The following is a 26,215-nucleotide window of genomic DNA, read 5'->3' as shown; positions in this document are numbered from 1 at the left end:
CCCTTACATTTCTGCATTTGGTGTATAGGCTACTTCTACAATAAATCCATTCGGATCGTAAAAATCAATCGTATAGTACCCTTCTGAATAATGATTCATTTCAATTGGACCACGTATTACCTTCACTTTCGTACTAGAAAGAAAATCTGCTACTTCATCAACTACTTCTCTATGAATAGCTTGATAACAAATATGTCTAGGACCTAACGTCCTTACGATTTCCTCATCTACTTCTTTAAAGTATATTTCACTTTCTCCCGTGCTATATGCTACTTCATTTAATTTTCTCCATCCAATTATGGAAAACAGCTTATTATAAAAAGAAATGGATTCCTCCAAATTTGCTACCCAAAATTCAATATGATGAATACCTGCTCGAAGTGTATTCATATTAAGAATAAACTCCTTGTACTACTTGCACAATTTCCATCGGCTTATGAACCATATAATCGGGTGCGTCTTTTTTCACTGTTTCAATAACATCATATCCCCAAGATACCCAAATTACGTTCACCCCAGCCTTTTTACACGCTGCTACATCTCGCTGTTCATCACCAACGTATAACATATCTTTCTCTGTTATTTTTTTCGATTTTAAAAACCTTTTTATCATTTTATCTTTACCGAACAAATTTTTAGAACAATACACTTCTTGTATATTTTCTATATCATTCTTTTGTAAAAATGCTCGAATATGCTCTTCTGAGTTAGATGATATAACCGCAATACCGTATCCTTTTTTATGTAGTTCATCTAATACATCTTTCATTCCATGGAACAAAACGAGATTTTTTATAGCAGGCTGATATAATTTATAAAATTCCAACGCTAATATCGGTAATTTATACAGTGGTACATCAAGTTGTTTACATCTCTCTGGCATCGTTAATTTACGTAAATGTTCAATTTCGTCTTCCTTTACTGCTTTATACCCATGTTTTTCAGCAAGTTGATTATAAATCGGTACAAATATATTTTGTGAATCTACTAATGTGCCATCAAAGTCAAAAACAATATATTTTTGCATCTCCATACTCCTTTTGCTTCTTTTTTCTAAACCTATGTTATTCAACAACATAGTTGTCTGTCCCTTCTATAAAAATAAAAAAGAACAAGATTTTCTCTTGTTCTTTTTAAGACAACCATTTCGGCGGTACATTCGTATTCCAATAAATATTTCCTAACTCATGATGTCCAGAGTATCCATCATCAAAACGGTGATAATGGAAATTAAAATAATAACCATCTTGTGGCGGATGATCTCTTCTTACATGGAAACGCAATAAATCATTTCCTGATTTCGTATCGTAGACGTGAAAAATCTTTTCATTATTTCCACCAGCTGGTTTTTGAGAAATCGCTAATGATTGTAGTGAATCTTCTGGTACATCACTAGCAAGCTCCGCAATTGCCTCTTCAATTTTCGGTAATATTACATCTTTAAACTCATCTTCAATTACTGGACCAATTTTAGTACCAAACTTTTGCATCGACTGCTTCTCTGCTTCTTGCATTGCATAAGTAATAAAAGTATCGGTGGTTAACCTGTCATTCGTTTCTTCATATGTATAGGACGTGCTCTCCAAACTTTGTTGCCCAGCTGTGCTCGTAGGCTTGTCCGCAGCTTTGGCATTATCAAGTAATATGGAAGGAGGCGTCACTAAACCAAATGTAAACACGGTAATTAATGCGACTAAGGTTTTTCTAAACCAATTTGGCATTTATGTTCCCTCCCCTTTCACTCATTATTTTTTATATAACGGTGGTTTCTTCTATTATACAAAATGATTGTAATTTTTGCACTTTACAATTTTGTTAACGTTCACATATTTTTCACTTGAATATGAAATTGTAAGATTTCATACAATAAAAATACAACAACAATAAGGAGGCGATCAGATGACTTTAGATGTCATGTATTCCGCCGCAAGTATACTCGTTTTAATATATTTTATTTATCAATGTGTTACAGACTAGAAAAAGAGCCGTCAATGGCTCTTTTTTAATGGCAAAAAAACAATCCATACAATTAATAAAATAAAAATAATGCCACCAATCACAGCTGGCAATAAATAAAACCGGGAAAGTATAACTATTCCATATAAAAGTATTGCTGGTAGTAGTAAATAACGATCTGCCTTCCATCTTAACAATAGTAATTTCCCTTCATCACAATATAAACGAAGAAACATCTTATTCGTAAATTCATTCCAATAATCACGTGCATAGCGAGAAATTGCAACTACAGCAAATACGAGAACAATAGCTGTAATCCATCTTGGAGTCATAAATATACTTGCAGTACTGATACATACAATTTGAATATAAAATATTCGTGCAGTACTTGTACGGAAAAATTCTTTCAAAAAAGATTCGATAATACGAGAATCAGCTTTTTTTCCTAAAAGTCTTTTAGAGCGCGGAAACATCCACGGTTTTTTATTCGAACTACTCGGTTTAGCTGCATGACCACCAACTTGCATAATTCCGCTCGTCCAGCGCATGCTTTCCTCTTTTTCTTTCTCGATTTCTTTAAAAAAGAATTTTTTATAATTCATTTTCTCTTTTACTAATACACTACTTAAGAAAATTACTAGACTGATAAATAGAATTGAATACAATGGATTTTTATAAATAAAAAATAAACTAATTCCAAAAAAGGACACGCTCATAGAAAATACTACATTTTTTATAATCCATAAAACCCATCGTTTCCCCACATGTACATGAATAAATCTCGTTAACAACGACAACATAAATCGAAATATAGTAAAGAATACCCAAAATAATAGGACTTGTATCTCTGTTACTCCGATACTTTTCATCAACACTGGTAACATAATAACGACTACTATTATATTCGTTATCGCTATTCGAACAAATGTGTACATCATGCCATACTGGACTAATTTTTGCATATGTGTTGCATACGAAATTAAAAATAAACTATCCGCTTGCTCAAAAAATGAACGAACTCCTCTTGGATATGTTACTAGATAAAATGCGAGTAATCCTAATCCGAAATAAATCGTCTCTTCCATTGATAATTCATTTATCCATAGCGATCGATAATAGATCCCCATAAATATAAGTGCTGGAATAATAATATATAACGCGACTGTCCAATCTGTTACCGAACGTATAGACTTCCATTTCCGCTCAAGTTCATGGCGCAATCTCTTATAAAATTGTTGTTTAATCATGTTGTTCACGCCTTACAATTACATCAAAGCAGTCTAATAATGAACCACCCGGCATTTCCGCTAATATTTGAATAGATTCTAAATGTCCATCTGCGACTAATGTACCTTGTGAAATGAGTAAAAATCTTTCACAAATTTTTTCAGCAGTATCTAATACGTGCGTACAAAGTAAAATTCCTGCCCCGCGCTCTTTTTCTTTATATAAATAATTTAAAAACTCTTTCGTAGCTACTGGATCTAAACCGATAAAAGGTTCGTCAATGATATAAAAATCTGGCTCAGTTAAAAACGCCAATATTAGCATAGATTTTTGTTTCATGCCTTTTGAAAACTTTGATAAATACTCATGTTTATGCTTATTCATTCGAAAAGTATGTAATAATTGTTCCGCTCGTTCTTCCCAACTTCCCATTTCACTTCCACGAGCTGCCATTAATAATTCAATATGTTCCCAGAGCGTCAAGTAATCATAGTATGTTGGATGTTCTGGTACGTATGCATACGGATTTTTCTTTTCACCGAATGATATTTCACCGTCCATATTTACAAGTAATCCGAGTATCGTTTTAATCGTCGTACTCTTCCCAGCACCATTTGCTCCAATAAGAGCAACTAGTTCACCTTTTTCGATAGAAAAAGCTATATCATGAATTGTTTTTTCGCCTATTTCATATCCAGCTGAGCGGATATTTACTTTTAACATGCATTCCCCTTCTTTCCATTTCCAATACAATCAAGGAAAAGAATAACATATAACTATCTATATATCATTATAAAATATTTATTTTCATAGCAGGAAAAAACATTTTTTAACAGAATATTAAATGTTTGATTACATTTTATTGGAGTTGATAATATGTCTTTTCAAATTCGTGAAGCAACGATAGATGATATAGACGCACTTTGTTCTTTAACGAAAGAATTAAAAGGTTCCTCTATTTCCTATGAAGATATGAACAACCGCCTACAATTCGTACAAATGAGTCCGTTTGATTTTTTATATGTTTACGAGGAAGAAGAAGCTATATTTGGATTACTTGGATTTCGTATACGTGAAAATTTAGAAGATGTAACACGTTATGGAGAGATTTCAATTATTAGCGTTGATTCTAGCATACGACGGAAAGGCATTGGACAAGTTTTGATGGATTATGCCGAGCAATTAGCAAAGAAACATAATTGCATTGGCACATGGCTAGTTAGTGGAACAAAAAGAGTAGAAGCTCATCCTTTTTACAAAAAATTAGGTTATGAAGTAAATGGCTACCGATTTGTAAAATATTTTTAAACTACTTTATAAAGTGAAGGGACTATAACTATGACAAACATTAAAGCAATTTTCATTGATCGTGACGGTACAATTGGTGGTGACACTACAATACATTATCCAGGATCTTTTACATTATTTCCATTCACAAAAACATCCTTGCAAAAACTAAAAGCTAAAAATATAAAAATTTTCTCTTTCACAAATCAACCTGGTATCGCAGATGGAATAGCAACTGTAGCCGATTTTGTACAAGAATTAGAAGGCTTCGGTTTTGATGATATTTATGTATGTCCTCATAAACACGGTGATGGTTGTGAATGCCGTAAACCAAGTACAGGCATGCTGCTTAAAGCAGCAAAAAAACATGGGCTTGATTTAACACAATGTGCTGTAGTTGGTGATCGCTGGACTGATATTGTTGCAGGAGCAAAAGTAAATGCGACAACGATTCTAGTCCGAACAGGCGCTGGGTATGATGCTTTGCATACGTACCGAGACAAATGGGCACATATTGAACCAAACTACATTGCAGATAACTTTGAAGATGCAACAAACTGGGTTTTAAATCAACTATAATACAAATGAAGATTTTGATGCACTCAAAATAATTTAAAACATAGTTAAAATAGCCTTTTTGGCAAATAATTGTCTTCCACAAAACGGATTACCTCAAAAGGTAGCAAGTTCCCTTTTGATAAGCAAACATTGCAATTCAAATTTTATTTTTTATTAGTAACAGCAATTAACGTAAAGAAGGAATAGCTTAGTGGCTATCCCTTCTTTATTGACTTCTATTATTTACATTTGTTATCTTTTTTTATTGAGTATTCTCATCGTTTTTATACTCCAAAATATCCCCTGGCTGACACTCCAAAGCTTTACATATCGCTTCTAATGTTGAAAAACGAACCGCTTTTGCTTTCCCATTTTTCAAAATAGAAAGATTCGCCATCGTAATTCCAACCTTCTCCGAAAGTTCCGTTACACTCATCTTTCGTTTTGCTAACATGACGTCAATATTAATAATAATTGTCATATCCGCCACCTCAGACCGTCAAATCATTTTCTGATTTTATGTTAATTGCTTCTTGTAGAAGGCGTTGAAGAATAGCAGCAAAAACAGCGATAACGAGCGAAGCAAAAACGATAATAAGTCCCACTAACCCAATAGGAGGGTCCATTTTTTTCGCTATAAAATGAAAAAGTGGTAAACCTAATACATACAAACCACTGATTGTAACTGCACAGCGCTTTATATTCTTTAACGACTTTACAGATAATTCCGAGAACGCTGTGTTCTCATCAATGTACTGTAAAAGATTGAAAGCCTGATAAAGAGCAACGTAAAAAGGCACAGCTGCTCCATACATCACAATGAAAACAAGATATTTTATCAGAGTAATATTAGGATACAAATTCGCTGCGAAATTCGCCATTTCCGGCACTAAAAATATGCATAAAGCAAGTACTGCAATTCCAACAAGAAAAATAATTACTTTTAAGAACGTTGTTGAACTTCGTTTAAGATTCATTTACAATACCTCATTTATTTAATGATAACATAATTTTATCATATTATTTATCGTTTAACAATAAATAAATATCGTTTTCGTCATGTTTAATTTAGGCAAAAATAAAAAAGAATTTCTCATTACAAAGAAATTCTTTTTCTTGAAAATGTCTCTTTCAACTTAATTTTTTAAAACGTTAATTCGTAATGGAAATAACGATTATCTCTCAAATAACCATTTTCAGCATATAATCGTTGTGCTGATAAATTATCAATCTCTGTTTGCAATTTTACACCTTTTGCTCCATTCTCTAATGCGTATTCTTTAGCAGCTTCTAATAATTTTTTACCTGTTCCGGCTCCACGCTTCGCCGCTTGTACAAATAAATCATTTAAAATCCATAATTCTTTCATTGAAATGGAAGAAAATGATGGATATAGTTGTGTGAACCCAATATATTCGCCGTCTTCAACTGCTACGAAAATAACGGACTCTTTTTTCTCAATTCGATTTCGTAAAAATACTTTTGCACCTTCTAAATCAGAATCCTGCCTATAAAACATGCGATAGTTATTAAAAACTGATGCTAGTCCATCTAAATCTGCAATTGTTGCCTCATATATTCTCATTTTACTCCATTCCCCTTCCAATACTGTCTCATTATATCCGTTGCCCATTTAGGCTGGTGTATTTCTTCTTTCGGTATAAACTCTTTCATTATTGGTTTTATATCCAATATAGGAGTACCATTAATAGCATCTAATCCCTCAACAATAATTGATTTACCTTCTCTTTTGATCACCTTTACAATTGTTACACCTATGCGATTCGGGCGATTTTTTCCGCGCTGTGCAAAAATACCTACTTCAGGATAATCTTTATTATTTCTAGGATGTCTAGCAAAATACTGAATTTGCTCGTCAGTTACTTTATGAAAATAAAAAACAACTTCAATATGGGAAAAATCTTCAATCCCTTGTATACTTTCTTCTGCATACATTTCAGTTAAAGTTATACGGGATCTTACTTCTCCCCACTCATCATCTTTTATTTCCTTTCTTTCATTATGTACAAATGCGATTGGTTGAACTGAAAACATACGCATTCCCCCTTAAATGTAACCACTTACATTATAAAATATTTTCTGAATGTTTTCCAGATATATGAATCGAGTTTACATAATATAATTATACTCTATCTAGAGCTACCTTGACTGCTTCAATTGCATGTATATGAGTCGTATCAAATATCGGGACAGATACGTTTTCTTGCTTTATTAATAACCCTATTTCTGTACAACCTAATATGATTCCCTGTGCTCCTTTTTGAACTAACTCTTCGATGACTCTTTTATAATATTCTCTAGATTGAGATACTATTTTTCCTAAACATAATTCTGTATATATTACTTCGTTTACTTTTTCTCTATTTGTTCCTGATGGTACTATTACTTTTATATCATGCTCTTCAATACGTGACTTATAGAAATCTTGCTCCATTGTATATTTAGTTCCAAGCAGACCAACCTTTTGAATGTCTTTTCTTTTAATTTCTTTTGCAGTTGCATCGGCAATATGTAAGACTGGAATATCAATTTTCTCCTTTATTTTTCCAACTACCTTATGCATTGTATTTGTACAAATGATTATAAAGTCTGCTCCTCCCTTTTGTAATGAATATGCCGCATTCCCTAGAATTTCTCCAGCACCATCCCAATCTCCGCTAGACTGACATCGTTCAATCTCTTCAAAATCCACACTATTAATCAAACATTTTGCTGAATGTAGCCCTCCTAATCTCTCTTTTATTTCTTCATTAATAATTCGATAATATTCCGAAGTTGATTCCCAACTCATACCACCTATAAGACCTATCGTTTTCATATTAAACACCTACCTAAACTTTTTTTATAAAACTAATAACAACGTTTTATTATGTATATTATACACAATAAAACAAGACTTTAAGTTTGGAATATAAAGTCTTGTTTTAACGTAAATTGTACTTTCATTTCCAAGGAAATTTTTATAGAATATTCTGAAATTAATGATCTGATGTTTTTATAAATTCTTTATACTTATAATTAAAACACTCTCGATACAGCTCTTTGATTTCATCATATGATGGAACACGTAGGTTATTAGCTGGGCTACCACTTTCAATTGCATCTGATGCCATTTTAGAAATAGCATTTTCAAATTCAATTTCATCGATTCCGTATTCTTTTAAATTTGGAATACGAAGATCAAAGCAAAGTTTTTTTATTTCACCAAGTGTGTAGTCTGCTACTTCCTCATCAGAATTCGAATACAAATCCTTATTTAAACTACGTCCAATTTTTGCTAACCTTTTCATTGCACTTGTTTTTGTAAACTCTAACACTGTAGGTAATAGTATGGCATTTGATATTCCATGCGGTACATGAAATAATGCTCCCACTGGCCTTGACATTCCATGAACTAATGTAACTGATGCATTAGAAAATGCAATTCCAGCTTGTAAGGAAGCAATCATCATCGCTTCTCTTGCCTCCATATTACGTCCATCTTCATATGCTATACGTAAATATTTCATAATACTTTCAATAGCTGAAAGAGCTAGTACATCTGTAAGTGGTTGTGAAACTTTAGAAATATACGCTTCAATTGCATGACATAACGCATCTATTCCTGTTGCTGCCGTAATTTGTGGTGGTAACGAACTTGTCAAAACTGGATCTATAATTGCTACTTTCGGTATAAAACTAGGATGCTTCATCATCATTTTTACATCTGTTTTTTTATTCGTAATTACTGCTACACTTGTAACTTCCGAACCAGTACCAGAAGTTGTTGGAATTGCAATAAGTGGTAGTGGATTGTTTTCTATTTCAATATCCTTTTGGACATAATCCTCAACTTCTCCACCATTTGTATATAAAACCGCTACTGCTTTCGCAGCATCAATACAACTTCCACCACCAATACCGATAATAAAATCACACTTTTCCTCTTTACAAAGAGATAACGCTTCTAACACGTGTATATTTGTAGGCTCAGCATCTACTTTATTATATGTACTAACAGTAATACTTTTCTTATTTAGTTGTTGTATACACTTTTCAACATATCCTAATTTCTCCATAATTGTATCAGTAACTATAAAAGCTCTTTTCCCTAACTTTTTTGATTGTTCCCCCAGTTTTTCAAGCGAATTCCTTCCATATAATACCGACTTTGGCATACGAAACTCAGAAACTTCTTGCAAGTACTCCACCCCTTCTTATCCTAATTAATATTTTATGATATAAATTATCGATTTGATGAATCTTTACGATTCGAATGTTTAATAGAGCCCTGTTAAAGTATAGAACGCGATAACTAAAAATACAGCAACCGTTTTCAAAATTGTAATAGCAAATATATCTTTATAGGACTGTTTATGTGTTAATCCTGTTACTGTAAGAATAGTAATAATAGCCCCGTTATGCGGTAGTGTATCCATTCCTCCTGATGCCATTGATACGATACGGTGCATAACTTCTAATGGAATATCAAATTGATTGGCCGCTGCAATAAATTTATCTCCCATTGCACTTAATACTATTCCCATACCTCCTGATGCAGAGCCTGTAATTCCAGCTAAAATATTCGTCGTTACTGCACCATTCACTAACGGATTTGTGAAAGTAGCAGAGATACCATCTCTCATAATTGCGAAGCCTGGAAGTGCTGCAATGACACCACCGAATCCAAACTCAGCTCCTGTATTCATCGTTGCAAGTAGTGCTCCACCAATACTTGTATTCAATCCAGCTTGGATACCTGTTACTACTCGCTTCCAATATAATAATAACGTTGTTAAGATCCCTATAATAAGTGCCAATTCTACAGACCAAATTCCTACTACTGTACTTAATTCTACTTTTCCAAATGCTTTCATACCAATTGCAGAAAAATCAAAACCGCTTGGATACCACTTCGGTATCATAATAGTAAACACTTTATTCATTACACCTACTAAAATAAGTGGTATAAATGCAATAAGTTGTTGTGCTCTTGTGATTTCAATGTTATTAATTAATGGCATATTTTTTTGTTCTAATTGCAAAGATGCTGCCATTTCAGTATTTCCATCATTAAAACCAAAATATCCTTCACCTGCTGCTTTTGCCTTCTTACGTCTACTCTCTAAATATAGTAAACCTAATGTAAGAACAAAAATTGCTCCTACAATCCCAAGTATCGGTGCAGCATAAATATCCGTTTTAAAAAATGTTGTAGGTATTACATTTTGAATTTGTGGTGATCCAGGTAGCGCATCCATTGTAAACGTTACTGCTCCAAGAACAATTGTTCCAGGGATTAAACGTTTTGGAATATTAGCTTGTCGAAACAACTTAGCTGCGAACGGATAAACAGCAAACACTACTACATACACACTAACACCACTATACGTTAAAATAGCCCCCATTAATACAATCGCTAATATAGTACGTTTTTCACCAACTAACTCAATAATCGTTTTTGCGATAGAATCTGCAATTCCTGACATTTCCACTACTTTTCCAAATATTGCTCCTAATAAAAACACAGGAAAATATAACTTTATAAATCCAACCATTTTCTCCATAAAGATATTAGAAAAGAAAGGTAATACATAACTAGGTTCTGTCAAAAATACTGCAAATAATGCAAATATCGGTGCGAATAGAATAACAGAAAAGCCTCTGTATGCTACGAACATAAGTAAACTTAGTGCTAATAATATAATAACTAACTCCAATTTTACCCCTCCATTAAACAGAATATTCTAAAATTTATTGATAAACTTCTACTAATCTTTTAATTCTGACATCCCTCCTCTTATTCATACAATTTTTTCATGCTAAAAATGTCTAATTATAAATATTCGATTACATATGAAAAATCCCTTTAAACAGAAACGAATTCCTCATCATACGTTATAAAGGGATTGTTAGTACCTATATTTACTGATTTATTAAAATTTTCCCTACACAAAAATGATACAGTTCTTCAACATCTTTCACTATGTAAGTCGCACTAACTTCAGTCAGTTCTTTCTCACAGCCATAGCCATATAAAACACCAATTGAAGCAATTCCATTCTGATTCGCACCTATTATATCGTGCTTTCTATCACCAATCATTATCATTTCTTCTTTATTTAGTTCTTCATTTGTTTGTAAAATATGAGCAATTATTTCTTCTTTTTTTATTCTCGTACCATCTAAATTACTTCCAATGATATCTTCGAAATAATTCGTTAATTGAAAATGCTCTATAATTTGTTTCGCAAATACAGTGGGCTTTGAAGTAGCTACGAATATGCGATTTCCTGAACTTTTTAATTGTTGCAAGAGCTTCGGAATCCCCTCGTATACATTATTTTCAAACAATCCACGCTGCTTTAAATACTCACGGAAGTAAAAAACTGCACGTTCAACCTCTCCTTCACTCATATTATATCTCTCTACGAATGATTGCTGAATAGGAGGACCTATAAATGAATCTAACTCACTTATATGTACTTCTTCAATTCCTACTTTTTTTAACGCATACAAAACCGAATTTACAATCCCTTCTTTCGGATCCGTTAAAGTTCCATCTAAATCAAATAGAAATGTTTTATACATGTTTCATTCCTCCACTTAATTTGCTGTATAAATAACTGCTAACATCTCTTCCACTTCTCCCTATTATACTATCATTATCTATTTTTTCGAAAAATCAATTTCCATATGTCACATACTTTCAGTTACAAAATACGATAGATATGATAAAGTAAAAAAGTTACAATTATTTTAATAGAAACTGGTGAAACAAATGTCAATTACGTTAATTTTTATAATGGCTTTCACAATTGTAATACACGCAGTTGAAACAAGCTCTTATAGTATTCGATTAGCGGGGGTTCGTTTAAAGAAGATTGCTGTCGCATTATCCGTCGTAGGAATCGTATTACTCATTTCAAGAACGTCAAACTTACTACAAGCCTTTTTACTTGGCGGGATTGTGGACGAAGCAAAACTAGATCCTTCTATTGATTTAGAGCATATTATACGTCTTGTACTATTATCTGCCTCTATCGGTACATTGCTTGCGATTATACTGTATCCAACTTTGACAAAACTATTTGGATATGTCATTCAAAACTTTGAAACAGACGGTTCTTTCATTCGAATGATGAAAACGAATAACATTCAAAAATTAAAGTACACAAAAAAATATGTCCGCTTTCCAAAGTTAGAAATGATTCATAGACTGCGTATCGGCGGTATTCCAAAGCGTATAATGCTTATTAACATGTTCGCTACTGCAATTTATACAGCGGGAGTTCTTTCCGCACTATATGCTTCTTTTTTAATTCCAGCTTTCGCAACAAAAGCCACTACAGCTTCTGGTCTTATTAATGGTTTTGCTACTATTTTATTAACAGTGCTACTAGATCCACGTATTGCTCTTTTAACAGAGCGAGCTCTTCAATCAGAAGAAGGTGCTGAAGCAATGAGTAAAATGTATGCTTGGCTAATGATTTCTAGACTTTTTGGTACATTACTAGCTCAACTGTTATTCATACCAGGTGCTTACTGGATTACATGGATTATAAAGCTTATGAATTAAATTTACTCTCTAAAAAAAAGCAGGTGAGATAACAAATGACTATACAAACAGAACAAGATATCATTCGCTTAATAGAAAACGACGAATGGATGATGAATGTATTACAAATGGCAAAATCACTAGAGTTACCTGATTGGTGGGTTTGTGCCGGCTTTGTTCGTTCTAAAATTTGGGATACTTTACATGACTATGAAGCTAAAACGGCTATGCCTGATGTTGATGTAATTTATTATGATAGTCTACATCAAGATGAGATATACGAACAATCATTAGAAACGAAATTAATGAATATTGATGCTACTATCCCTTGGTCTGTAAAAAATCAAGCTCGTATGCATGTAGTGAATAATATGCCACCATATTCTTCTTCTGTTGATGCTATTTCTAAATTTCCTGAAACAGCAACGGCATTAGGAGTTACATTAGATGACCAAAACAATATTATATTAACATCTCCATGCGGAATTGAAGATGTACTTGCATTACAAGTGAAACCGACAGCTCATTTTCTTGAAACAAAAGAACGTATACACATATACAAAAATAGAGTTATAAAAAAGAATTGGCAAAATAAATGGCCTAACATAACAATAGTTTATCCAGAAATTTAGAAAGAGTGCTTCTCATTTATAGAAGCACTCTTTTCTTCATTTCAAAAAATGCATGACTGTTTCTGCAAATCTATCTGCTTCCTCATAATGAGGTGAATGGCCACTCTCTTCAAATACGATATACTTGCCGTTTCGGGCATCTTTATTAAATGTTTTAATTTGTTCTTCACACGTTACTACATCATGTTTTCCTACAATTAATAACATTGGATTCTGTACTTCTTTTATTTTATATAATAATGATTTATGACATGCACCCTCTAATTTTAATCTATCAAAATGAATTTGAGAGCGATTTGAAAATACTTCCCACTCTTCATCGCTATATAAACTATAGTCTGTTTCATCTTCCTTATAATTGTAAATCTCCATTCTTTTTTCTTCTAATTCAGCGCTTAATCTTATATAAGCTTCTAACAACTCTTCTGAACTAGCATAGCTAGATGAATAAGCAAGAGACTCTTCTGCTACTTCTTCTTTTCCATACTTTTTTAATAAATGCCCTGTCTTTTGCAACAAAGCTCTACTTGTTAATGCAAAATCAAAAGTTGGTCCTTCAAATATTATTTTCTCTATTGAACTTGGATATATCGACGCATAAAGCAATGCTACATATCCACCGAAAGAATGTCCAATTATAGACCACTTCTCAATTTGTAATACTTTTTTTAATTCCTCACAGTCTTCAATCAAATCATTTAATCCAAAAGCTTCGCCTTCAGTAATTTTTTCTGAACGACAAACACCTCTTTGATCTATCATAATTACATATAAAGAATCTTTTAAACGTTCCGCTTGGTGAAATGAAAAATCATAACAACTCTCTCCTGGACCACCATGCAAGTATAAGACTGGCTTATTTTTAGGATTTCCATGTGTTTCAACGTATAGCTTTTTCCCTCTAATATTCATATACTCTCCTGTTTCTATCAAATTCGCCATAAACATCACCATCTTCTTTTTTTACTGAATATTATAACATTCAATGTTAAATAATCCCTATTACATTTAAGAAGACGATAATTATTGCAAGTGGTGCTACAAATCGAAGTAAAAATGCCCAACAAGTAAATACTTTCTTTCCATAATTTCCACCTACAAAAAACTCTGCTTCTAGTACTTTCTTTTCCATCTTGAATGATACGAAAATACTAATAAATAGTGCTCCAAGTGGCATTAATATATTACTAGATAAGAAATCTACTGCATCAAAAATATTCTTTCCAAAAATCGTAATATCACTCCATACTCCAAATGATAACGCAGATGGTATGCCTACTAAGAAAATGCAGAAACCGATCATCCATGATAATTTCGTTCTTCTGTCTTGTTCACCATTTGCTAATGCTGAAACAACAGTCTCTAGTAGAGAAAACGCTGATGTTAATGTTGCAAATGTAAATAGCGCAAGAAATACTGTTAAGAACAATCCACCGAGTGGAATTTGACTAAATACTGATGGTAATACGATAAATAATAGTCCAGGCCCTTCTGTTGGTTCCATTCCTAATGAGAATACCGCTGGGAAAATAGCAAGACCTGCAAATAAAGAAACAAATAAATTCAATCCAACAATTGTTATTGCTGATTTTGGTAAACTTTCTTTTTTATTTAAATAGGAACTATACGTAACCATAATCGAAATCCCGATACTAATCGCAAAGAATGATTGCCCCATTGCAAACAAAATACTTTCCGAAGTAATCTTTGAGAAATCTGGTTGTAAAAAAAACTTCACACCTTTCATTGCATCATCAAGTGTTAACGAACGAATAATAAGAGCGACAAATAAAACGAACAATGCTGGCAACATATATTTACTTGCTTTTTCAATTCCATTTTGTACACCTTTTGATACAACCCATATCGTAATGAACATAAAAGCGAAATGTCCCATAATAGCCCAAGTGGGATTCCCAATTGTTTCAGTAAATAACGCACCGTAATTTTGTCCTGGAGTAATCAGTTGTCCAGTTATTCCTCTGAATAAATAAATTAATACCCATCCACCTACAACACTATAAAACGAAAGTAGTATAAAACACGTTCCAACGCCAAGGCGTCCGATCCAGTGCCATCCTGTATTTGGTGCGATGCTTTTAAATGCTCCAACTGCTTGTTTCTGCGTACTGCGTCCAATCATAAATTCAGCTATAAGTAGCGGTAGTCCAATTAAAACAGTAAATAATATAAAGATTAAAAAGAACGCTCCTCCCCCACTCTTCCCAGCGATATAAGGAAACTTCCATATCGCACCAAGTCCAATTGCTGATCCGGCTGCTGCCATTATAAAACCTAATTTCGAAGTCCATTGCTCCGTCTGTTTCATCTCATTTTCCTCCTAATTAAATCCTTTTATATAAATAAATAAATTCTATAGACCTATCCAAATAAACCCTCCATTTCTTCTTCCATATAATAAAAAAATGGCCTAGCATCTCTATATAAAGAGACGCTAAGCCATTTACTTAACGCGGTACCACCCTTATTGATTCCATTATGAATCCACCTTAGTAGTAATCGTTTGATTACAAACCTAATATCGAAGGTTAACCGTTAAGATTTACTAAGAATGTGATTCCGTTCCACCTTACTGCTCCTAGGCGAGTTCAGGATGTCATTTGACTATGTCGCACCAACCCATAGCTCTCTGTACAAATACATGACCTTACTACTCCTATTCAACACATTTTAATATTTAGAATATATTTTCTTTTGAAATTAATATGAAGTATATCGGTTATATTTGTAACTGTCAAGGGATATATTATTTTTTTGTCGAAAAAGATTTCTCAAGACGTTAATATTGGTCTAATAGCTCTAACATGCCATTCACAAAAAAGTCATTTGGATCATGTGTAAATACTATAGATTGTTCAATCGCCTTCACATCTACTTCATATTTCTTTAGTTCTCGTTGTATTAATCTTTCGCCATATCGGACAATAGTGCTTGTAGTCCATCACGTACTTGTCCTTCCGTTAAAACGTACTTTACGATGACTTCAAAAAATAATACAACCCTTTATTTTTTCTTCCACTCTCGTTATACACTGTACAACGCCACTACAATCTATAAAAATTTAATACTTCGTGCACTTATAAAATTATAATGTGTCTACCTATTTCTATCCTAAAACGCAAAAAAGCACTTGTTTCCTTTAGTTGACAATCAAGTGCTTTAAGTTCAAATGTTTTTAAGTAACATGTATTTGTAAGTTTTGCAGTAACAGTATGGCACCTTTTATATGCCGTGACAACTACTATGTAAAAACTTACGAGTTTGTACGATTTTGTTAGTTTAGTATACATACCGTGTGTTTATATTCATTGCCCAGTAAAATATCATCTCACCTAAGCTCGTACTTCGTTTTCTATTCTATCATTGCACATAATACTCTATGATGGTACAACCATCATGAAGTACGAACTTCAAAATGACCTTTTCTTTTTTTGTACACTTCACATATACTTTGTTTTTCATTTATATGTGTATTAAACAATACAAACTTTATCACTTTTGTAAATTGCCATTATACACCTATCTATCTTTTTCATCCTCTTCATATGCTAATGCAATTGTTACTATTTCCTCTGGTGATAACTCTTCATCATGCAAAAAAATTAAGTCACTTGGAGCTGGATGAGGTACATTACTTTCTAATATATCAATATACTCACTCACTTCTTCATTAGACAACTTCGGATTACATATTTTTTCTACAAGTTCAATTAATTCCTCTTTAGATAGTTTATTTTCCATAACATTCATCCTTTCCTAAATCAATGTCCTTTTTTCCCAAAATGATATGCTGGATCTAAGATGTTTTGATGCATTTTTGGTGAAGTAATTATTAAATTATCAAGATTATATACTTCTCCACCTTTATCTATAGGCTGTTTATGATGAAGTATATATGACTTGTGTTTACCATAATGTTCAATCTTAGGAGTAATTGGTGCATTTCCCTCTAACATTCTTGTAACATTTCGGCTATTAAACTCTTCTGCAAAACTTGAGTTTGCAACTGACTTCCAAAACTCTTTTCTAAAGTCATCAAAAGAATTAAAATCTTTCCCTATTAGCTGCTCTCTAACCTCTTTTGGTATTACTCCTATTGAACCTTTATTATACATAAATTGTTTTTGAGTTTGGAGACTTCTTTCTAAGTTAAAACTTTGATTTACAGTCCCAGGTTGATACCTTGGATTCTTATTTGTATTCTTTCCCGTACCCTTATTTAAAACCAAAAGCGATAATTGGGTTACCAATTATCGCTTACTAAGTCAAACCATTTGATGTACTATAAAGTAACAATTATTTTATTATCTATAATAGTTCTAAAATTGGTGTAATTTCTCATCATGTTATTACCATATGCACTAACTGCTTCATTACCATACACCATACTTTCATAGTTATCTTTAAATTCTATTTTTATTGACTCTTCCAAACTGTCATAGTATCTTTTGATAGCTTCTTCTGCCAATTCACGCGACCCGTGCGTTAATATAAAATTAATATCTACCATATAACCCTTTTGAGGATAAAAACCCCTTTCAACAACCTCTTTTACAAAGTTGTTCAAATCATTCGTGCACCTTTCTACAATTGGCATAAATACACTATTTAACCAATTGGTGAATTCGTTAACTGTCCGCTCCCACTCTTCCTCATTTGCTATGTTCCAATATAACTGATTGCTTGGTACATTGTATTGACGTGTATTAATATGAAATATTTTATCTTTAGATTTTAAAGGAAAAATTGCGCATTCACCATAAAATACTACATTTTTATCAGATATATTATTCCAACTTGTATAACAGAGTACCTTATAAATGAAATTTTTATCTTTTTTACTCATCCAATGACCCGACTTAGAATATTTCCAACCATTATCTAAATACTTTTCAGATATTAGAATTACATACGCGCTCAAATGCTTTATTCGCTTTCATTTTACATCTCCAATTCAAACTACCTAAGATTCATATGTTTTAAACCCAATCCTCAAATCTTGAGTATTCTTCCTAAAAACCGCCAATAATTTATTACAATTTTCAGTTGGTTTATATTTAAATCTTAAATCAAATATAAAGCCATCTACTAACTTAGCATCCGGATAAACACTATAGATTTGCCCACTTTCAATAAAAGATACATAGGCATTAATTTTATCTTGTAACAATGCTAAGTGCTGAAGTTCATTTTCCCAGTCTAAATGATCTGCAATCATTAATGCTAACTTATTTTCATCCATACTCTTGCCAATTCCATCTATCTTATTTTTGTCTAATATCGACACTTGTCTCTCACCTCATTTATTCATCAAAATAAGTTGTCCCTTCAGGACGAACAATTTGTGGTCGTGTTCCACTAGGCACTTCGTATCCCCCTGAAAAATCTCTCTTTCCTTCACCTACGACTGCCCCACCAGAATTCTTCAATTCAGGGAATCCCTTTTCTTGATTAGTAGTATATGGAGCAGTAGCGGAACTTTTATATTCTTGTATAATAACATTCCCATATTCATCAGATGCAATTGCATCAACTCTTACCTTAGTCCCTTCATGCGTAACAATGATTATTTCTCGTTGAGCATTTTCATACTGCTGTGAAAATAGATTAAAACTTTCATCAGAAAATTCTTGCCTCTGCTCTTTAAGTGATGCCCATTTTTCACTTGCTTCTTTCCACTCCAGTGGCTCTTTAGGCGATTCACCATTCTTATATTTCCTTTCACAATATACATCATACTTCGTTTGCAACTCAGCATCTTTAAACCTACCGTATTATCAAGTAAATCAGAATTCCCTTTTCCAACTTTCTCCGTACCCTTATAGTTGTTATCTCACGCTAATTTTTAATTAGGGATTTTTTCAATACACTTAACAAAAGAGACCTCAAATATGAGGTCTCTTTTGTTAAGTCTTCTTCATCTATAACTTCCTCTTTACTTATTCAATATCAGACAATCTCCCTTATTGAAATATAATAAAATCCTAATAAAAACGCGTTCTTCAAAAAGTTCTTTTTCTGCCCTTCGAATCTAGTAAAATGGCTATAAGATATTACAAATTTAAGCTACGCTTAACTTGCACTAATAAATCCATTAATCCATTTCTTTCTGGATTTTTTTCCACTTCTTTTTTCACATGTTCTTCCAAATAATTATAAAAAGTTTCAAAGTCCAAATACACTTGTTGTTCAGACTCAACAGCTGGAGAATCTAATTCAACCAACACATGCTTATCATCTAAAGGTATAGGTAGCTGTGACATATCAAATTCATCTAAATCCGACCGAAAATGAACAAATACTATTTCTTGTCCAAACCCCTCTTTTTTTACAAAAAAACTCAAAGCTCTTTCCAAGTACTTACCGTTTATAAAGTTAAAATATATTGACATTAATTCATCGTTTTTCTCTTTATCTTCAATAAATTCAAAATTACTATTCATTTTATCCTCCTATAAACATTGTATCTTATAATATCAGTCTAAAATTGGGAAAAAGTTAGTTATCTCTCCAGTATCATTTAAATAACCTCTGAACTTCAATCCATTTGAAGCAGTACCTTCAACAAGCCTACCATGTATTGTTCCCTTTTGCATTGCTTCTTTTCCCCACTGATATATCTTACCATCACTAATCATTGCTGGATCGTATATTGTTTTAGGCTCCTTAATATTTTTATACGAAACAGGTTCTGCAATATTTCCAGCCATATCTTTTCTAGGTATTTTGTATTCTATCTCATAAATCCCTTCAATTGAAGAATGTGATTTTTTAGATATAATTAAGTCTTCTACATCAACACCCTGATTTTTTAAAGCATTGTAAAATTCATCCATGTTATGTCCACCACTAACTCCTTTCTTAGTGCTTATATTCTCAACATTTTTCAAATGATTTTTAGCATTATCTCCAAATTTAAAGTTATTAGCTCCAACCGTACCCTTAACAACCTTACTCTCCATATACTGATAAGCCTCTTTCAGAGAATGCTGTCCTCCCTCTGAGACCCTTCCTACTCCAGGCATGACATAAGCTTTCCCTACACCTGGGATCCATTTGTATTCCAGTAATGTTTTTACTGCGTACTGAATTTTTTCATTCCCCTGCAAGAAGATTGTTTTTACGGTTGTGGTACCTTTGTTCCATAGGTTTCCGATTTTGTTTGCAAGTCCTTTTGCTGTGGAGGCTACAAAGTTTACGCCTTCTTTTACTTTGTGGCTGGCTGTTTTTATACCATCGACGGATACTTTTTAGTGCCTATTTTTCAGTTTTTATAATTTTAATCTAATATAATATGAACTTTCTCTTTATTATATATCATTTTTATACTGAGACGAAAAAAGCACTTGTTGCCTTTAATTGACAATCAAGTGCTTTAAGTTCATATGTTTTTAAGTAGCATAAATTTATAAGTTTTATAGTAACAGTATGCCAGCTTTTATACATCATGACAAATACTATGTTAAAACTTACGAGTTTGTACAAGTTCGTTAGTTTCATATACAGCCTATGTGGTTTATATTTATCCCCCGGTAAAATATCATCTCGCCTAAACTCGTACTTCTTTTTCTACTCTATCATTGCACATCGTACTCCATGATGGTACAACTTTCATGAGTTATTAATTCAATTTAGATATATCTATTACTGTAAATTTTTTAGAGGTTATTATTTTTTACTTCCTCAAACCACTCATCAGCAAAATCATCAGCCGTTTTTATATCCTCATTTGTATGTATTAAATCATACTTATATTCAGCTTTAAACTTGCCACTCTTAGCATCGTATATTAATTTCATCTCAGTTGGCATATCTTTTTCGTATTCTTTGCATAATGTTTCAAATTCTTTCATACTATTTTCTCACTCCTTAGATTAATTTTTAAGAACTTTAAGACCAGGATTACCATCAATAAGGTAATTAACTATAAATTTTTCTGGAAGTATATCATTCAGTACTGAGTAGCCTCTGAATATACGCATTTTAACATTGGCTTTTCCCTCTTTTTATTTTTTAGCATGATGCAAAAAAGCTTACTCCTCCTCAAATTTCGAGTTAGAATAAGCCTTCTACGTATGTCGATCAAGTCTGTTTAGCAAGTTTACACAGAATTCAAAATAAACCTCTATATCATTTGCAATACTTGTTCCTTAACACCTTCGTCAAACTTAGCACCTTCCACATTTGCTCCCTTCCAAACTACATTGTCAAGTTTGGCACCGGTAAAATCCGCATCCGTAAAATTCCCATTTAAAAGGGTCGCTCCTGTTAAATCTGCATTTGTTAAATCCGCATTTCTAGCATCTACTTCTGATAAATTAGCATTTTCCAAATACGCTTTTTCGAAGTTACCATCAGTAAGATTGGCACTACTAAAATCCGTCTCAGTGCACTCTGCTTGTTTAGCATTGATTCCAGATAAATTTGCATGGCGAAAAGTAGCATGATTTAAAATTGTTCCAACTAATTCTCCATATGAAAAATCAACTTCGTCAAAACATGTTTCAAAACAACTACTTATATTCAATTTTGCATATTTCATATTCGATGTAGAGAAATCCGCTTCACCAAACCTACAATCTGCAATGTGTATTTCCTCTAAATTACAACTTCTGAAATCAGCAAACTCAAAATCACAATCAAAAAACGATGCTCTCATTAATGAAGAAGCTCTTAACAGAACTCGTTTTGCCATGATACGCTCTGCCATTACCTCTGACAAATCTGAAAAAGTAAGGTCTAAATCACTCATATCTAACTGATCTATAACCTCATCATTGTATTGAGATCTATTTAATATTTCCATGACTCTTATTCTATCATTACCATTCTCATTCATTATTATGATCTCCTTTCATTTAGCTTTTCAGATAGTCCTTCCAAGCAACATTTGGAGAATAAGTTACCCCCATCTGATCTTCATCAAAACTTGGTATAGCCATTACTTGTGCTTGTTCCAAATACTTCATTACTTGTAGCCAATTATCAAGTAATGTATCACTATCACTCTCTAATGGATTATTTAAAATATCAATACAAAGGCCACCCCAATCTAGCTCAGATACCACAGCTGGACTATTTTGTAATAATTCCTTATCAAACATTTCTAAAATATGACCGCTAAAGTATGTTCTAGCCCCTATCCCTAAGGGACCGTTAGGAAGAAACCTAACTGGTATTGGTTGGGAAGATATTTCCATCCACATTTGTAATCGCTCACGTTGGGTATTCCACGGATATGATAAAGGCCAAAAAATTTGAGTTACTCCATAACTTGGTTTCGCAATTTCTGCAATTTGGTCAGATAACTCAAAAAAAGCAGGCCATAATTTTTTAGGTATCGATTTATGAAACTCAAACTTCAAAAATGAGCGATGACTCCAGTTAACTTCAAAACTCCCACTATAGTTCACCGATTTATCACGATAAAGGTAAACTTCTGATACTTTATGCTCTGAAACTACTTTTTCCAGGATTTCCTGACGATTATATTCTACTCGTACCATTTCACTGTTACCCCAATGAGTAGGAGCAAATTTTTCATTTGACTCAAACACATCCAAAAGACGACCTAATACTTCTTCTTCGTTAAAAGATACTGTAGGATACATTGTAATTGAGAAAAAATCAGGTTTCATGTATATCCCCCTTAATACTAAAAAATATAGTCACATAATAATTTTTATTCATAGTTTTTTCCATCGGCCTCCACCAGGTAAACGTGAATTGCCCTCCCATTTATGAGTCACTTTTCCACTACTTGGGTCAGTATAGTAAATTCACTCTTTTCTCCTAAAGGCCCACTTGGTCTTGGCTTAGGAGGAATCCCATTTAAATCGGGTTTGTCACTTGATATTGTCACAACATGACTCCCATTTTTATCTTCGAGCATTTCTCTTTCAGCTCGCATTTGGCTGTCGTTATGAATAGTTTGCTCTTTTTCACCCATTTTGTGTTTGTGATCATGAACTAAATCAATTTCCCCCTTATCATTACGCCCAATGCTATCTGGACGCGTAAGATGCCCTTCACTAGATGTATATGTAACAACCTCACCAGCATTATTGTCCTCTAATTGGCGATCAAGATGTTCTCCCAAAGCTTTTCTCCCTTTTATTTCTTATTCTCTTCCACGCTCTTGGCTCTTTCTTAAATTTTCAGTCCTAGCATCCCAATCTTTACGCTCTAAAGGTTTTTTCGTTTCTTCACAATGACGATCATATCTAATATCATCTGCTGCTTTATAATCTCCTCGCGCTTTAGCTTCATCTATTTTCTTTCGATAGTATTCTTCTCGTTCTGAAGTTAGTTTAATTTTGTTTGGGTTTGTATTACTACCTTTACCCGTACCCTTAACAACCTTACTCTCCATATACTGATAAGCCTCTTTCAGAGAATACTGTCCTCCTCCTGAGACATTTCCTACTCCAGCCATGGCGAAGCCTTTTCCCTCGCCTGGGATCCATTTGTATTCCAGTAATGTTTTTACTGCGTGCTGGATTTTTTCATTCCCCTGCAAGAAGGTTGTTTTTACGGTTGTGGTACCTTTGTTCCATAGGTTTCCGATTTTGTTTGCAAGTCCTTTTGCTGTGGAGGCTACAAAGTTTACGCCTTCTTTTACTTTGTGGCTGGCTGTTTTTATACCATCAACAGCTGCTTTTCCAGCTTTTCCAGCTTTTCCAGCCACCATTGATATTCCTTCGCCTAGCCCTTTTCCTGCTTTTACAATTGTCTTTCCGAAGCTAGAAGCGACATACTTTATTCCTTTTCCAGCAAGGCTCGCAACTTTCCCGACGGGAATAAAGTTTAAAAGGGTCCACCCTGCGGCGATGAGTCTTTCTTTTGTTGATAATTCTTCGCCTGTGATAGGGTCTTTACCAGTAACCGCTCGAATTGCATCATTAATTCCGATGAATTCAGCTGCTCCTTCTAATCTATTTTCTTATACTATTTGCTGAAACAACATATGTACTTATTATTTATTATACTATCCTCTCTTCTATCTTAAAATGCAAAAAGCACTTGTTGCCTCTCATAGACAATCAAGTGCTTTAAGTTCATATGTTTTTAAGTAGCATGAATTTGTAAGTTTTGCAGTAAAAAATGTGATACCTTTTGTATGTCATAAAAACTACTACTTTAAAACTTACGAATTTATACGAGTTCATTAGTTTCATATACAATCCATGTGTTTATATTCATCGCCTAGTAAAATGTCATCTCACCTAAGCTCGTACTTCGTTTTATATTCTCTCATTGCACACAGTACTCCATAATGGTACAACCATCATGAAGTACGTACTTTCTAACAGCCTATTCTTTTTCTTTTCACTGCAAATATACTTTCTCTTTATTCACTTATATATACTTATACATGTCTATTTTCAACAGCATAATTTTATTATTTTGTTCAATATATAGAATCCCATCAAGTTATAGTATATATTTATCATATCCTATTATACGTTCTATTATTGTTTACTATACACACTAATTAACTCACTCTTAAAATCATCATACATTAAAAATGCTTCTTTTAATATATCTTCTAATTCTTCATAGCTTCGATAAACTGGTTTTTTAATCCTTTCTCTTGGGTTAATTAATAACCTTGAGTAAACGCTCCAAGGACTTCCCAGTCTCACCTCATCATTATGATATACCACCCAAATAAACTCTGTCATTCCATATTCTAAAATTATATTAAACCATATCATATAATTTGGAGAATTATCTATAACCCCTACTTTAAAAAACTTCTCCTTCTTATCAAAAGTTGAAACATATCCTAATCTTTTAAATATTTCATTTACTTTTTCTATATCATAATCCTCTAATCTATCATTTAAATCATTAGGATTACCTCTAAAGTTTTCAGACATTTTTTTATACCTATCTACAAATCTAATTTTTTCCAATACCACTTTGATTTCAGGCTTCATCTCAAAACTCATTCTCTATTCCCCCATAAACCTTAATTCTATTCTATATTCTTTTGCTATTTCTTTGTACTTTTCAATATCAGTAATATTTTTATTTGTAGCTGGAATTTCTAATATTTGTTTTCCTTCCAATGGCTTACCATCTAACTCAGGATAAGCATTTGAACGTATTTTTGTACCTGCAGAATATTTCTTATTCATTTCTTTTAAATATTCTCTATAAGTTTTTTCATCAATCATATCTAAATCTGTTGCTTTCCTTGAGATTATTTCTTTAGCAAAAGGATCATATGAATCTAATCTTTTTCCATTTTCCAAGTGTATTTCATGATAATCATAAATATCCCTGTTTCTTACAGTCTTATTAAACTTATTTCCCCTTGCCATAGGAGAATCATTTAACCAATAATCTCTTGCTTCTTTCCATTCTATCCTATCCCTCGTAGTTTTACCTTCTTTTGCTTTACGTGCAAGATATTTTCCATAATCAGATTCTAAATTTGAATCTATAAATCTCCCATTAGAAGCTAGAAGATTTTTACTCGTACCCTTAACACCCTTCTCTCCTACACTTTTCATATACTGATAAGCATCTTTCAGAGAATGCTGTCCCATCTCTCGGACCATTCCTACTCCAGGCATGACATAGGCTTTTCCCAACCCTGGGATCCATTTGTACTCCAGTAATGTTTTTACTGCGTGCTGGATCTTTTCATTCCCCTGCAAGAAGGTTGTTTTTACGGTTGTGGTACCTTTGTTCCATAAACTTCCGATTTTGTTTGCAAGTCCTTTTGCTGTGGAGGCTACAAAGTTTACGCCTTCTTTTACTTTGTGGCTGGCTGTTTTTATACCATCAACAACTGCTTTTCCAGCTTTTCCAGCCACCATTGATATTCCTTCGCCTAGCCCTTTTCCTGCTTTTACAATTGTCTTCCCGAAGCTAGAAGCGACATACTTTATTCCTTTTCCAGCAAGGCTCGCAACTTTCCCGACGGGAATAAAGTTTAAAAGGGTCCACCCTGCGGCGATGAGTC

27 protein-coding genes, 7 pseudogenes and 1 other annotated feature are annotated in these 26,215 nt (G+C 33.1%); of the genes and pseudogenes, 4 read left to right on the top strand and 30 right to left on the bottom strand.

Translation table 11 applies throughout. The annotated features are described in order from the left end of the window. Positions 1 to 3: 3 nt before the first annotated feature. The 5 genes from ACTJJY_RS21640 to ACTJJY_RS21620 all read right to left on the bottom strand — a co-directional run bounded on the left by ACTJJY_RS21640 (position 4) and on the right by ACTJJY_RS21620 (position 3,906). Positions 4 to 390, bottom strand: a complete 387-nt coding sequence (locus tag ACTJJY_RS21640) for a VOC family protein (RefSeq protein WP_001094668.1) — start codon at positions 388 to 390, stop codon at positions 4 to 6. Position 391: 1 nt separating this feature from the next. After that, positions 392 to 1,027, bottom strand: coding sequence for an HAD family hydrolase (locus ACTJJY_RS21635; protein ID WP_440606504.1), 636 nt, complete (start codon positions 1,025 to 1,027; stop codon positions 392 to 394). A gap of 106 nt (positions 1,028 to 1,133) precedes the next feature. Beyond that, entirely contained in the window at positions 1,134 to 1,721 is a 588-nt protein-coding gene (locus ACTJJY_RS21630) for a YpjP family protein (protein ID WP_001134421.1), read from the bottom strand. A 267-nt stretch (positions 1,722 to 1,988) separates the two neighbouring features. Further along, a complete protein-coding gene (locus tag ACTJJY_RS21625) occupies positions 1,989 to 3,203 on the bottom strand; it encodes an ABC transporter permease (RefSeq protein WP_440606503.1) in 1,215 nt (404 codons plus the stop codon). After that, complete coding sequence (locus tag ACTJJY_RS21620; RefSeq protein WP_440606502.1) at positions 3,196 to 3,906, bottom strand: ABC transporter ATP-binding protein; 711 nt, start codon at positions 3,904 to 3,906, stop codon at positions 3,196 to 3,198. Before ACTJJY_RS21620 ends, ACTJJY_RS21625 begins: the two co-directional genes overlap by 8 nt. A 153-nt stretch (positions 3,907 to 4,059) precedes the next feature. Here ACTJJY_RS21620 and ACTJJY_RS21615 point away from each other — a divergent pair, with 153 nt between their 5' ends. Both ACTJJY_RS21615 and ACTJJY_RS21610 read left to right on the top strand, forming a co-directional pair. After that, complete coding sequence (locus tag ACTJJY_RS21615) at positions 4,060 to 4,491, top strand: GNAT family N-acetyltransferase (RefSeq protein ID WP_440606501.1); 432 nt, start codon at positions 4,060 to 4,062, stop codon at positions 4,489 to 4,491. A 30-nt stretch (positions 4,492 to 4,521) separates the two neighbouring features. Next, complete coding sequence (locus ACTJJY_RS21610) at positions 4,522 to 5,049, top strand: HAD-IIIA family hydrolase (protein ID WP_000181782.1); 528 nt, start codon at positions 4,522 to 4,524, stop codon at positions 5,047 to 5,049. Positions 5,050 to 5,290: 241 nt separating this feature from the next. Here ACTJJY_RS21610 and ACTJJY_RS21605 read toward each other — a convergent pair whose 3' ends face one another. The 8 genes from ACTJJY_RS21605 to ACTJJY_RS21570 form a co-directional block, all read right to left on the bottom strand. Beyond that, positions 5,291 to 5,509, bottom strand: a complete 219-nt coding sequence (locus tag ACTJJY_RS21605) for a helix-turn-helix domain-containing protein (RefSeq protein WP_000152534.1) — start codon at positions 5,507 to 5,509, stop codon at positions 5,291 to 5,293. A gap of 10 nt (positions 5,510 to 5,519) precedes the next feature. Continuing rightward, a complete protein-coding gene (locus ACTJJY_RS21600; protein ID WP_440606500.1) occupies positions 5,520 to 6,005 on the bottom strand; it encodes a DUF2975 domain-containing protein in 486 nt (161 codons plus the stop codon). A gap of 167 nt (positions 6,006 to 6,172) precedes the next feature. Continuing rightward, the gene (locus ACTJJY_RS21595; protein WP_001223866.1) at positions 6,173 to 6,613 is read right to left on the bottom strand and encodes a GNAT family N-acetyltransferase; all 441 of its coding nucleotides are present in this window, start codon (positions 6,611 to 6,613) and stop codon (positions 6,173 to 6,175) included. Next, a complete protein-coding gene (locus ACTJJY_RS21590; RefSeq protein ID WP_000493251.1) occupies positions 6,610 to 7,083 on the bottom strand; it encodes an SAM-dependent methyltransferase in 474 nt (157 codons plus the stop codon). The genes ACTJJY_RS21595 and ACTJJY_RS21590 overlap by 4 nt, the downstream gene beginning before the upstream one ends. A gap of 88 nt (positions 7,084 to 7,171) precedes the next feature. Further along, positions 7,172 to 7,867 carry an aspartate/glutamate racemase family protein gene (locus ACTJJY_RS21585; protein ID WP_440606499.1) on the bottom strand — a complete coding sequence of 232 codons (696 nt, stop codon included), beginning with the start codon at positions 7,865 to 7,867 and terminating at the stop codon, positions 7,172 to 7,174. 160 nt (positions 7,868 to 8,027) lie between these two features. After that, complete coding sequence (locus ACTJJY_RS21580) at positions 8,028 to 9,230, bottom strand: iron-containing alcohol dehydrogenase (RefSeq protein WP_440606498.1); 1,203 nt, start codon at positions 9,228 to 9,230, stop codon at positions 8,028 to 8,030. A gap of 78 nt (positions 9,231 to 9,308) precedes the next feature. Next, on the bottom strand, positions 9,309 to 10,748 hold the full coding sequence (locus ACTJJY_RS21575; RefSeq protein WP_440606497.1) for a GntP family permease: 1,440 nt from the start codon (positions 10,746 to 10,748) through the stop codon (positions 9,309 to 9,311). A gap of 205 nt (positions 10,749 to 10,953) precedes the next feature. Then, the gene (locus tag ACTJJY_RS21570) at positions 10,954 to 11,619 is read right to left on the bottom strand and encodes an HAD family hydrolase (RefSeq protein ID WP_440606496.1); all 666 of its coding nucleotides are present in this window, start codon (positions 11,617 to 11,619) and stop codon (positions 10,954 to 10,956) included. A gap of 190 nt (positions 11,620 to 11,809) precedes the next feature. Between ACTJJY_RS21570 and ACTJJY_RS21565 the strand changes: the two genes are divergently transcribed. Then, on the top strand, positions 11,810 to 12,607 hold the full coding sequence (locus tag ACTJJY_RS21565; protein ID WP_000028911.1) for a lipid II flippase Amj family protein: 798 nt from the start codon (positions 11,810 to 11,812) through the stop codon (positions 12,605 to 12,607). Between the two features lie 35 nt (positions 12,608 to 12,642). Next, positions 12,643 to 13,218: a nucleotidyltransferase family protein gene (locus ACTJJY_RS21560; protein ID WP_440606495.1), complete on the top strand. Its 576-nt coding sequence runs from the start codon at positions 12,643 to 12,645 to the stop codon at positions 13,216 to 13,218. 36 nt (positions 13,219 to 13,254) lie between these two features. On the opposite strand, the gene ACTJJY_RS21555 is transcribed toward ACTJJY_RS21560, so the two are convergent. From ACTJJY_RS21555 to ACTJJY_RS21475, 17 genes and pseudogenes are all read right to left on the bottom strand, one after another. Further along, on the bottom strand, positions 13,255 to 14,160 hold the full coding sequence (locus ACTJJY_RS21555; RefSeq protein WP_440606494.1) for an alpha/beta fold hydrolase: 906 nt from the start codon (positions 14,158 to 14,160) through the stop codon (positions 13,255 to 13,257). A gap of 46 nt (positions 14,161 to 14,206) precedes the next feature. After that, positions 14,207 to 15,547: a sodium-dependent transporter gene (locus ACTJJY_RS21550; protein ID WP_078993359.1), complete on the bottom strand. Its 1,341-nt coding sequence runs from the start codon at positions 15,545 to 15,547 to the stop codon at positions 14,207 to 14,209. 116 nt (positions 15,548 to 15,663) lie between these two features. Continuing rightward, positions 15,664 to 15,912: a binding site (T-box leader), on the bottom strand. A gap of 109 nt (positions 15,913 to 16,021) precedes the next feature. Next, positions 16,022 to 16,185 (bottom strand): annotated as a pseudogene (locus ACTJJY_RS21545) (recombinase family protein); the annotation flags it as partial. Positions 16,186 to 16,758: 573 nt separating this feature from the next. After that, the gene (locus ACTJJY_RS21540; RefSeq protein ID WP_440606493.1) at positions 16,759 to 16,980 is read right to left on the bottom strand and encodes a bacteriocin immunity protein; all 222 of its coding nucleotides are present in this window, start codon (positions 16,978 to 16,980) and stop codon (positions 16,759 to 16,761) included. A gap of 20 nt (positions 16,981 to 17,000) precedes the next feature. Continuing rightward, positions 17,001 to 17,423, bottom strand: a pseudogene (locus tag ACTJJY_RS21535) (hypothetical protein); the annotation flags it as partial. A 98-nt stretch (positions 17,424 to 17,521) separates the two neighbouring features. Then, a pseudogene (locus ACTJJY_RS21530) lies at positions 17,522 to 18,179 on the bottom strand (hypothetical protein). 23 nt (positions 18,180 to 18,202) lie between these two features. Continuing rightward, entirely contained in the window at positions 18,203 to 18,526 is a 324-nt protein-coding gene (locus tag ACTJJY_RS21525) for a DUF6572 domain-containing protein (protein ID WP_440606492.1), read from the bottom strand. Positions 18,527 to 18,542: 16 nt separating this feature from the next. Further along, the gene (locus ACTJJY_RS21520; protein WP_377822427.1) at positions 18,543 to 18,989 is read right to left on the bottom strand and encodes a toxin; all 447 of its coding nucleotides are present in this window, start codon (positions 18,987 to 18,989) and stop codon (positions 18,543 to 18,545) included. A 303-nt stretch (positions 18,990 to 19,292) separates the two neighbouring features. Continuing rightward, positions 19,293 to 19,682: a hypothetical protein gene (locus ACTJJY_RS21515; RefSeq protein WP_440606491.1), complete on the bottom strand. Its 390-nt coding sequence runs from the start codon at positions 19,680 to 19,682 to the stop codon at positions 19,293 to 19,295. Between the two features lie 33 nt (positions 19,683 to 19,715). Next, complete coding sequence (locus ACTJJY_RS21510) at positions 19,716 to 20,306, bottom strand: CdiA family toxin C-terminal domain-containing protein (protein WP_377823038.1); 591 nt, start codon at positions 20,304 to 20,306, stop codon at positions 19,716 to 19,718. Positions 20,307 to 20,897: 591 nt separating this feature from the next. Then, positions 20,898 to 21,092, bottom strand: a pseudogene (locus tag ACTJJY_RS21505) (DUF600 domain-containing protein); the annotation flags it as partial. A 272-nt stretch (positions 21,093 to 21,364) separates the two neighbouring features. Then, complete coding sequence (locus tag ACTJJY_RS21500) at positions 21,365 to 22,078, bottom strand: pentapeptide repeat-containing protein (RefSeq protein WP_120460420.1); 714 nt, start codon at positions 22,076 to 22,078, stop codon at positions 21,365 to 21,367. 19 nt (positions 22,079 to 22,097) lie between these two features. Further along, complete coding sequence (locus tag ACTJJY_RS21495; RefSeq protein WP_090976435.1) at positions 22,098 to 22,877, bottom strand: hypothetical protein; 780 nt, start codon at positions 22,875 to 22,877, stop codon at positions 22,098 to 22,100. A gap of 48 nt (positions 22,878 to 22,925) precedes the next feature. Next, a pseudogene (locus tag ACTJJY_RS21490) lies at positions 22,926 to 23,593 on the bottom strand (ADP-ribosyltransferase); the annotation flags it as partial. Continuing rightward, positions 23,579 to 24,181, bottom strand: a pseudogene (locus tag ACTJJY_RS21485) (pre-toxin TG domain-containing protein); the annotation flags it as partial. The pseudogenes ACTJJY_RS21485 and ACTJJY_RS21490, both read right to left, overlap by 15 nt. 529 nt (positions 24,182 to 24,710) lie before the next feature. Then, on the bottom strand, positions 24,711 to 25,193 hold the full coding sequence (locus ACTJJY_RS21480; protein WP_440606490.1) for a hypothetical protein: 483 nt from the start codon (positions 25,191 to 25,193) through the stop codon (positions 24,711 to 24,713). A 3-nt stretch (positions 25,194 to 25,196) separates the two neighbouring features. Further along, a pseudogene (locus tag ACTJJY_RS21475) lies at positions 25,197 to 26,215 on the bottom strand (hypothetical protein); the annotation flags it as partial.

Origin of the sequence: Bacillus sp. 22475, assembly GCF_052044835.1 — a bacterium.
Lineage (GTDB): Bacteria > Bacillota > Bacilli > Bacillales > Bacillaceae_G > Bacillus_A > Bacillus_A cereus.
Note: the sequence above shows the minus strand (reverse complement) of the source record. Positions and strands in the feature narration are given on the sequence as shown.

What these genes read in the sequence shown, in the direction of transcription:
- ACTJJY_RS21640 (WP_001094668.1), bottom strand. Translation starts at nt 390, where the DNA reads ATGAATACACTTCGAGCAGGTATTCATCATATTGAATTTTGGGTAGCA.
- ACTJJY_RS21635 (WP_440606504.1), bottom strand. Translation starts at nt 1,027, where the DNA reads ATGCAAAAATATATTGTTTTTGACTTTGATGGCACATTAGTAGATTCA.
- ACTJJY_RS21630 (WP_001134421.1), bottom strand. Translation starts at nt 1,721, where the DNA reads ATGCCAAATTGGTTTAGAAAAACCTTAGTCGCATTAATTACCGTGTTT.
- ACTJJY_RS21625 (WP_440606503.1), bottom strand. Translation starts at nt 3,203, where the DNA reads ATGATTAAACAACAATTTTATAAGAGATTGCGCCATGAACTTGAGCGG.
- ACTJJY_RS21620 (WP_440606502.1), bottom strand. Translation starts at nt 3,906, where the DNA reads ATGTTAAAAGTAAATATCCGCTCAGCTGGATATGAAATAGGCGAAAAA.
- ACTJJY_RS21615 (WP_440606501.1), top strand. Translation starts at nt 4,060, where the DNA reads ATGTCTTTTCAAATTCGTGAAGCAACGATAGATGATATAGACGCACTT.
- ACTJJY_RS21610 (WP_000181782.1), top strand. Translation starts at nt 4,522, where the DNA reads ATGACAAACATTAAAGCAATTTTCATTGATCGTGACGGTACAATTGGT.
- ACTJJY_RS21605 (WP_000152534.1), bottom strand. Translation starts at nt 5,509, where the DNA reads ATGACAATTATTATTAATATTGACGTCATGTTAGCAAAACGAAAGATG.
- ACTJJY_RS21600 (WP_440606500.1), bottom strand. Translation starts at nt 6,005, where the DNA reads ATGAATCTTAAACGAAGTTCAACAACGTTCTTAAAAGTAATTATTTTT.
- ACTJJY_RS21595 (WP_001223866.1), bottom strand. Translation starts at nt 6,613, where the DNA reads ATGAGAATATATGAGGCAACAATTGCAGATTTAGATGGACTAGCATCA.
- ACTJJY_RS21590 (WP_000493251.1), bottom strand. Translation starts at nt 7,083, where the DNA reads ATGTTTTCAGTTCAACCAATCGCATTTGTACATAATGAAAGAAAGGAA.
- ACTJJY_RS21585 (WP_440606499.1), bottom strand. Translation starts at nt 7,867, where the DNA reads ATGAAAACGATAGGTCTTATAGGTGGTATGAGTTGGGAATCAACTTCG.
- ACTJJY_RS21570 (WP_440606496.1), bottom strand. Translation starts at nt 11,619, where the DNA reads ATGTATAAAACATTTCTATTTGATTTAGATGGAACTTTAACGGATCCG.
- ACTJJY_RS21565 (WP_000028911.1), top strand. Translation starts at nt 11,810, where the DNA reads ATGTCAATTACGTTAATTTTTATAATGGCTTTCACAATTGTAATACAC.
- ACTJJY_RS21560 (WP_440606495.1), top strand. Translation starts at nt 12,643, where the DNA reads ATGACTATACAAACAGAACAAGATATCATTCGCTTAATAGAAAACGAC.
- ACTJJY_RS21555 (WP_440606494.1), bottom strand. Translation starts at nt 14,160, where the DNA reads ATGGCGAATTTGATAGAAACAGGAGAGTATATGAATATTAGAGGGAAA.
- ACTJJY_RS21550 (WP_078993359.1), bottom strand. Translation starts at nt 15,547, where the DNA reads ATGAAACAGACGGAGCAATGGACTTCGAAATTAGGTTTTATAATGGCA.
- ACTJJY_RS21540 (WP_440606493.1), bottom strand. Translation starts at nt 16,980, where the DNA reads ATGGAAAATAAACTATCTAAAGAGGAATTAATTGAACTTGTAGAAAAA.
- ACTJJY_RS21515 (WP_440606491.1), bottom strand. Translation starts at nt 19,682, where the DNA reads ATGAATAGTAATTTTGAATTTATTGAAGATAAAGAGAAAAACGATGAA.
- ACTJJY_RS21500 (WP_120460420.1), bottom strand. Translation starts at nt 22,078, where the DNA reads ATGAATGAGAATGGTAATGATAGAATAAGAGTCATGGAAATATTAAAT.
- ACTJJY_RS21495 (WP_090976435.1), bottom strand. Translation starts at nt 22,877, where the DNA reads ATGAAACCTGATTTTTTCTCAATTACAATGTATCCTACAGTATCTTTT.
- ACTJJY_RS21480 (WP_440606490.1), bottom strand. Translation starts at nt 25,193, where the DNA reads ATGAGTTTTGAGATGAAGCCTGAAATCAAAGTGGTATTGGAAAAAATT.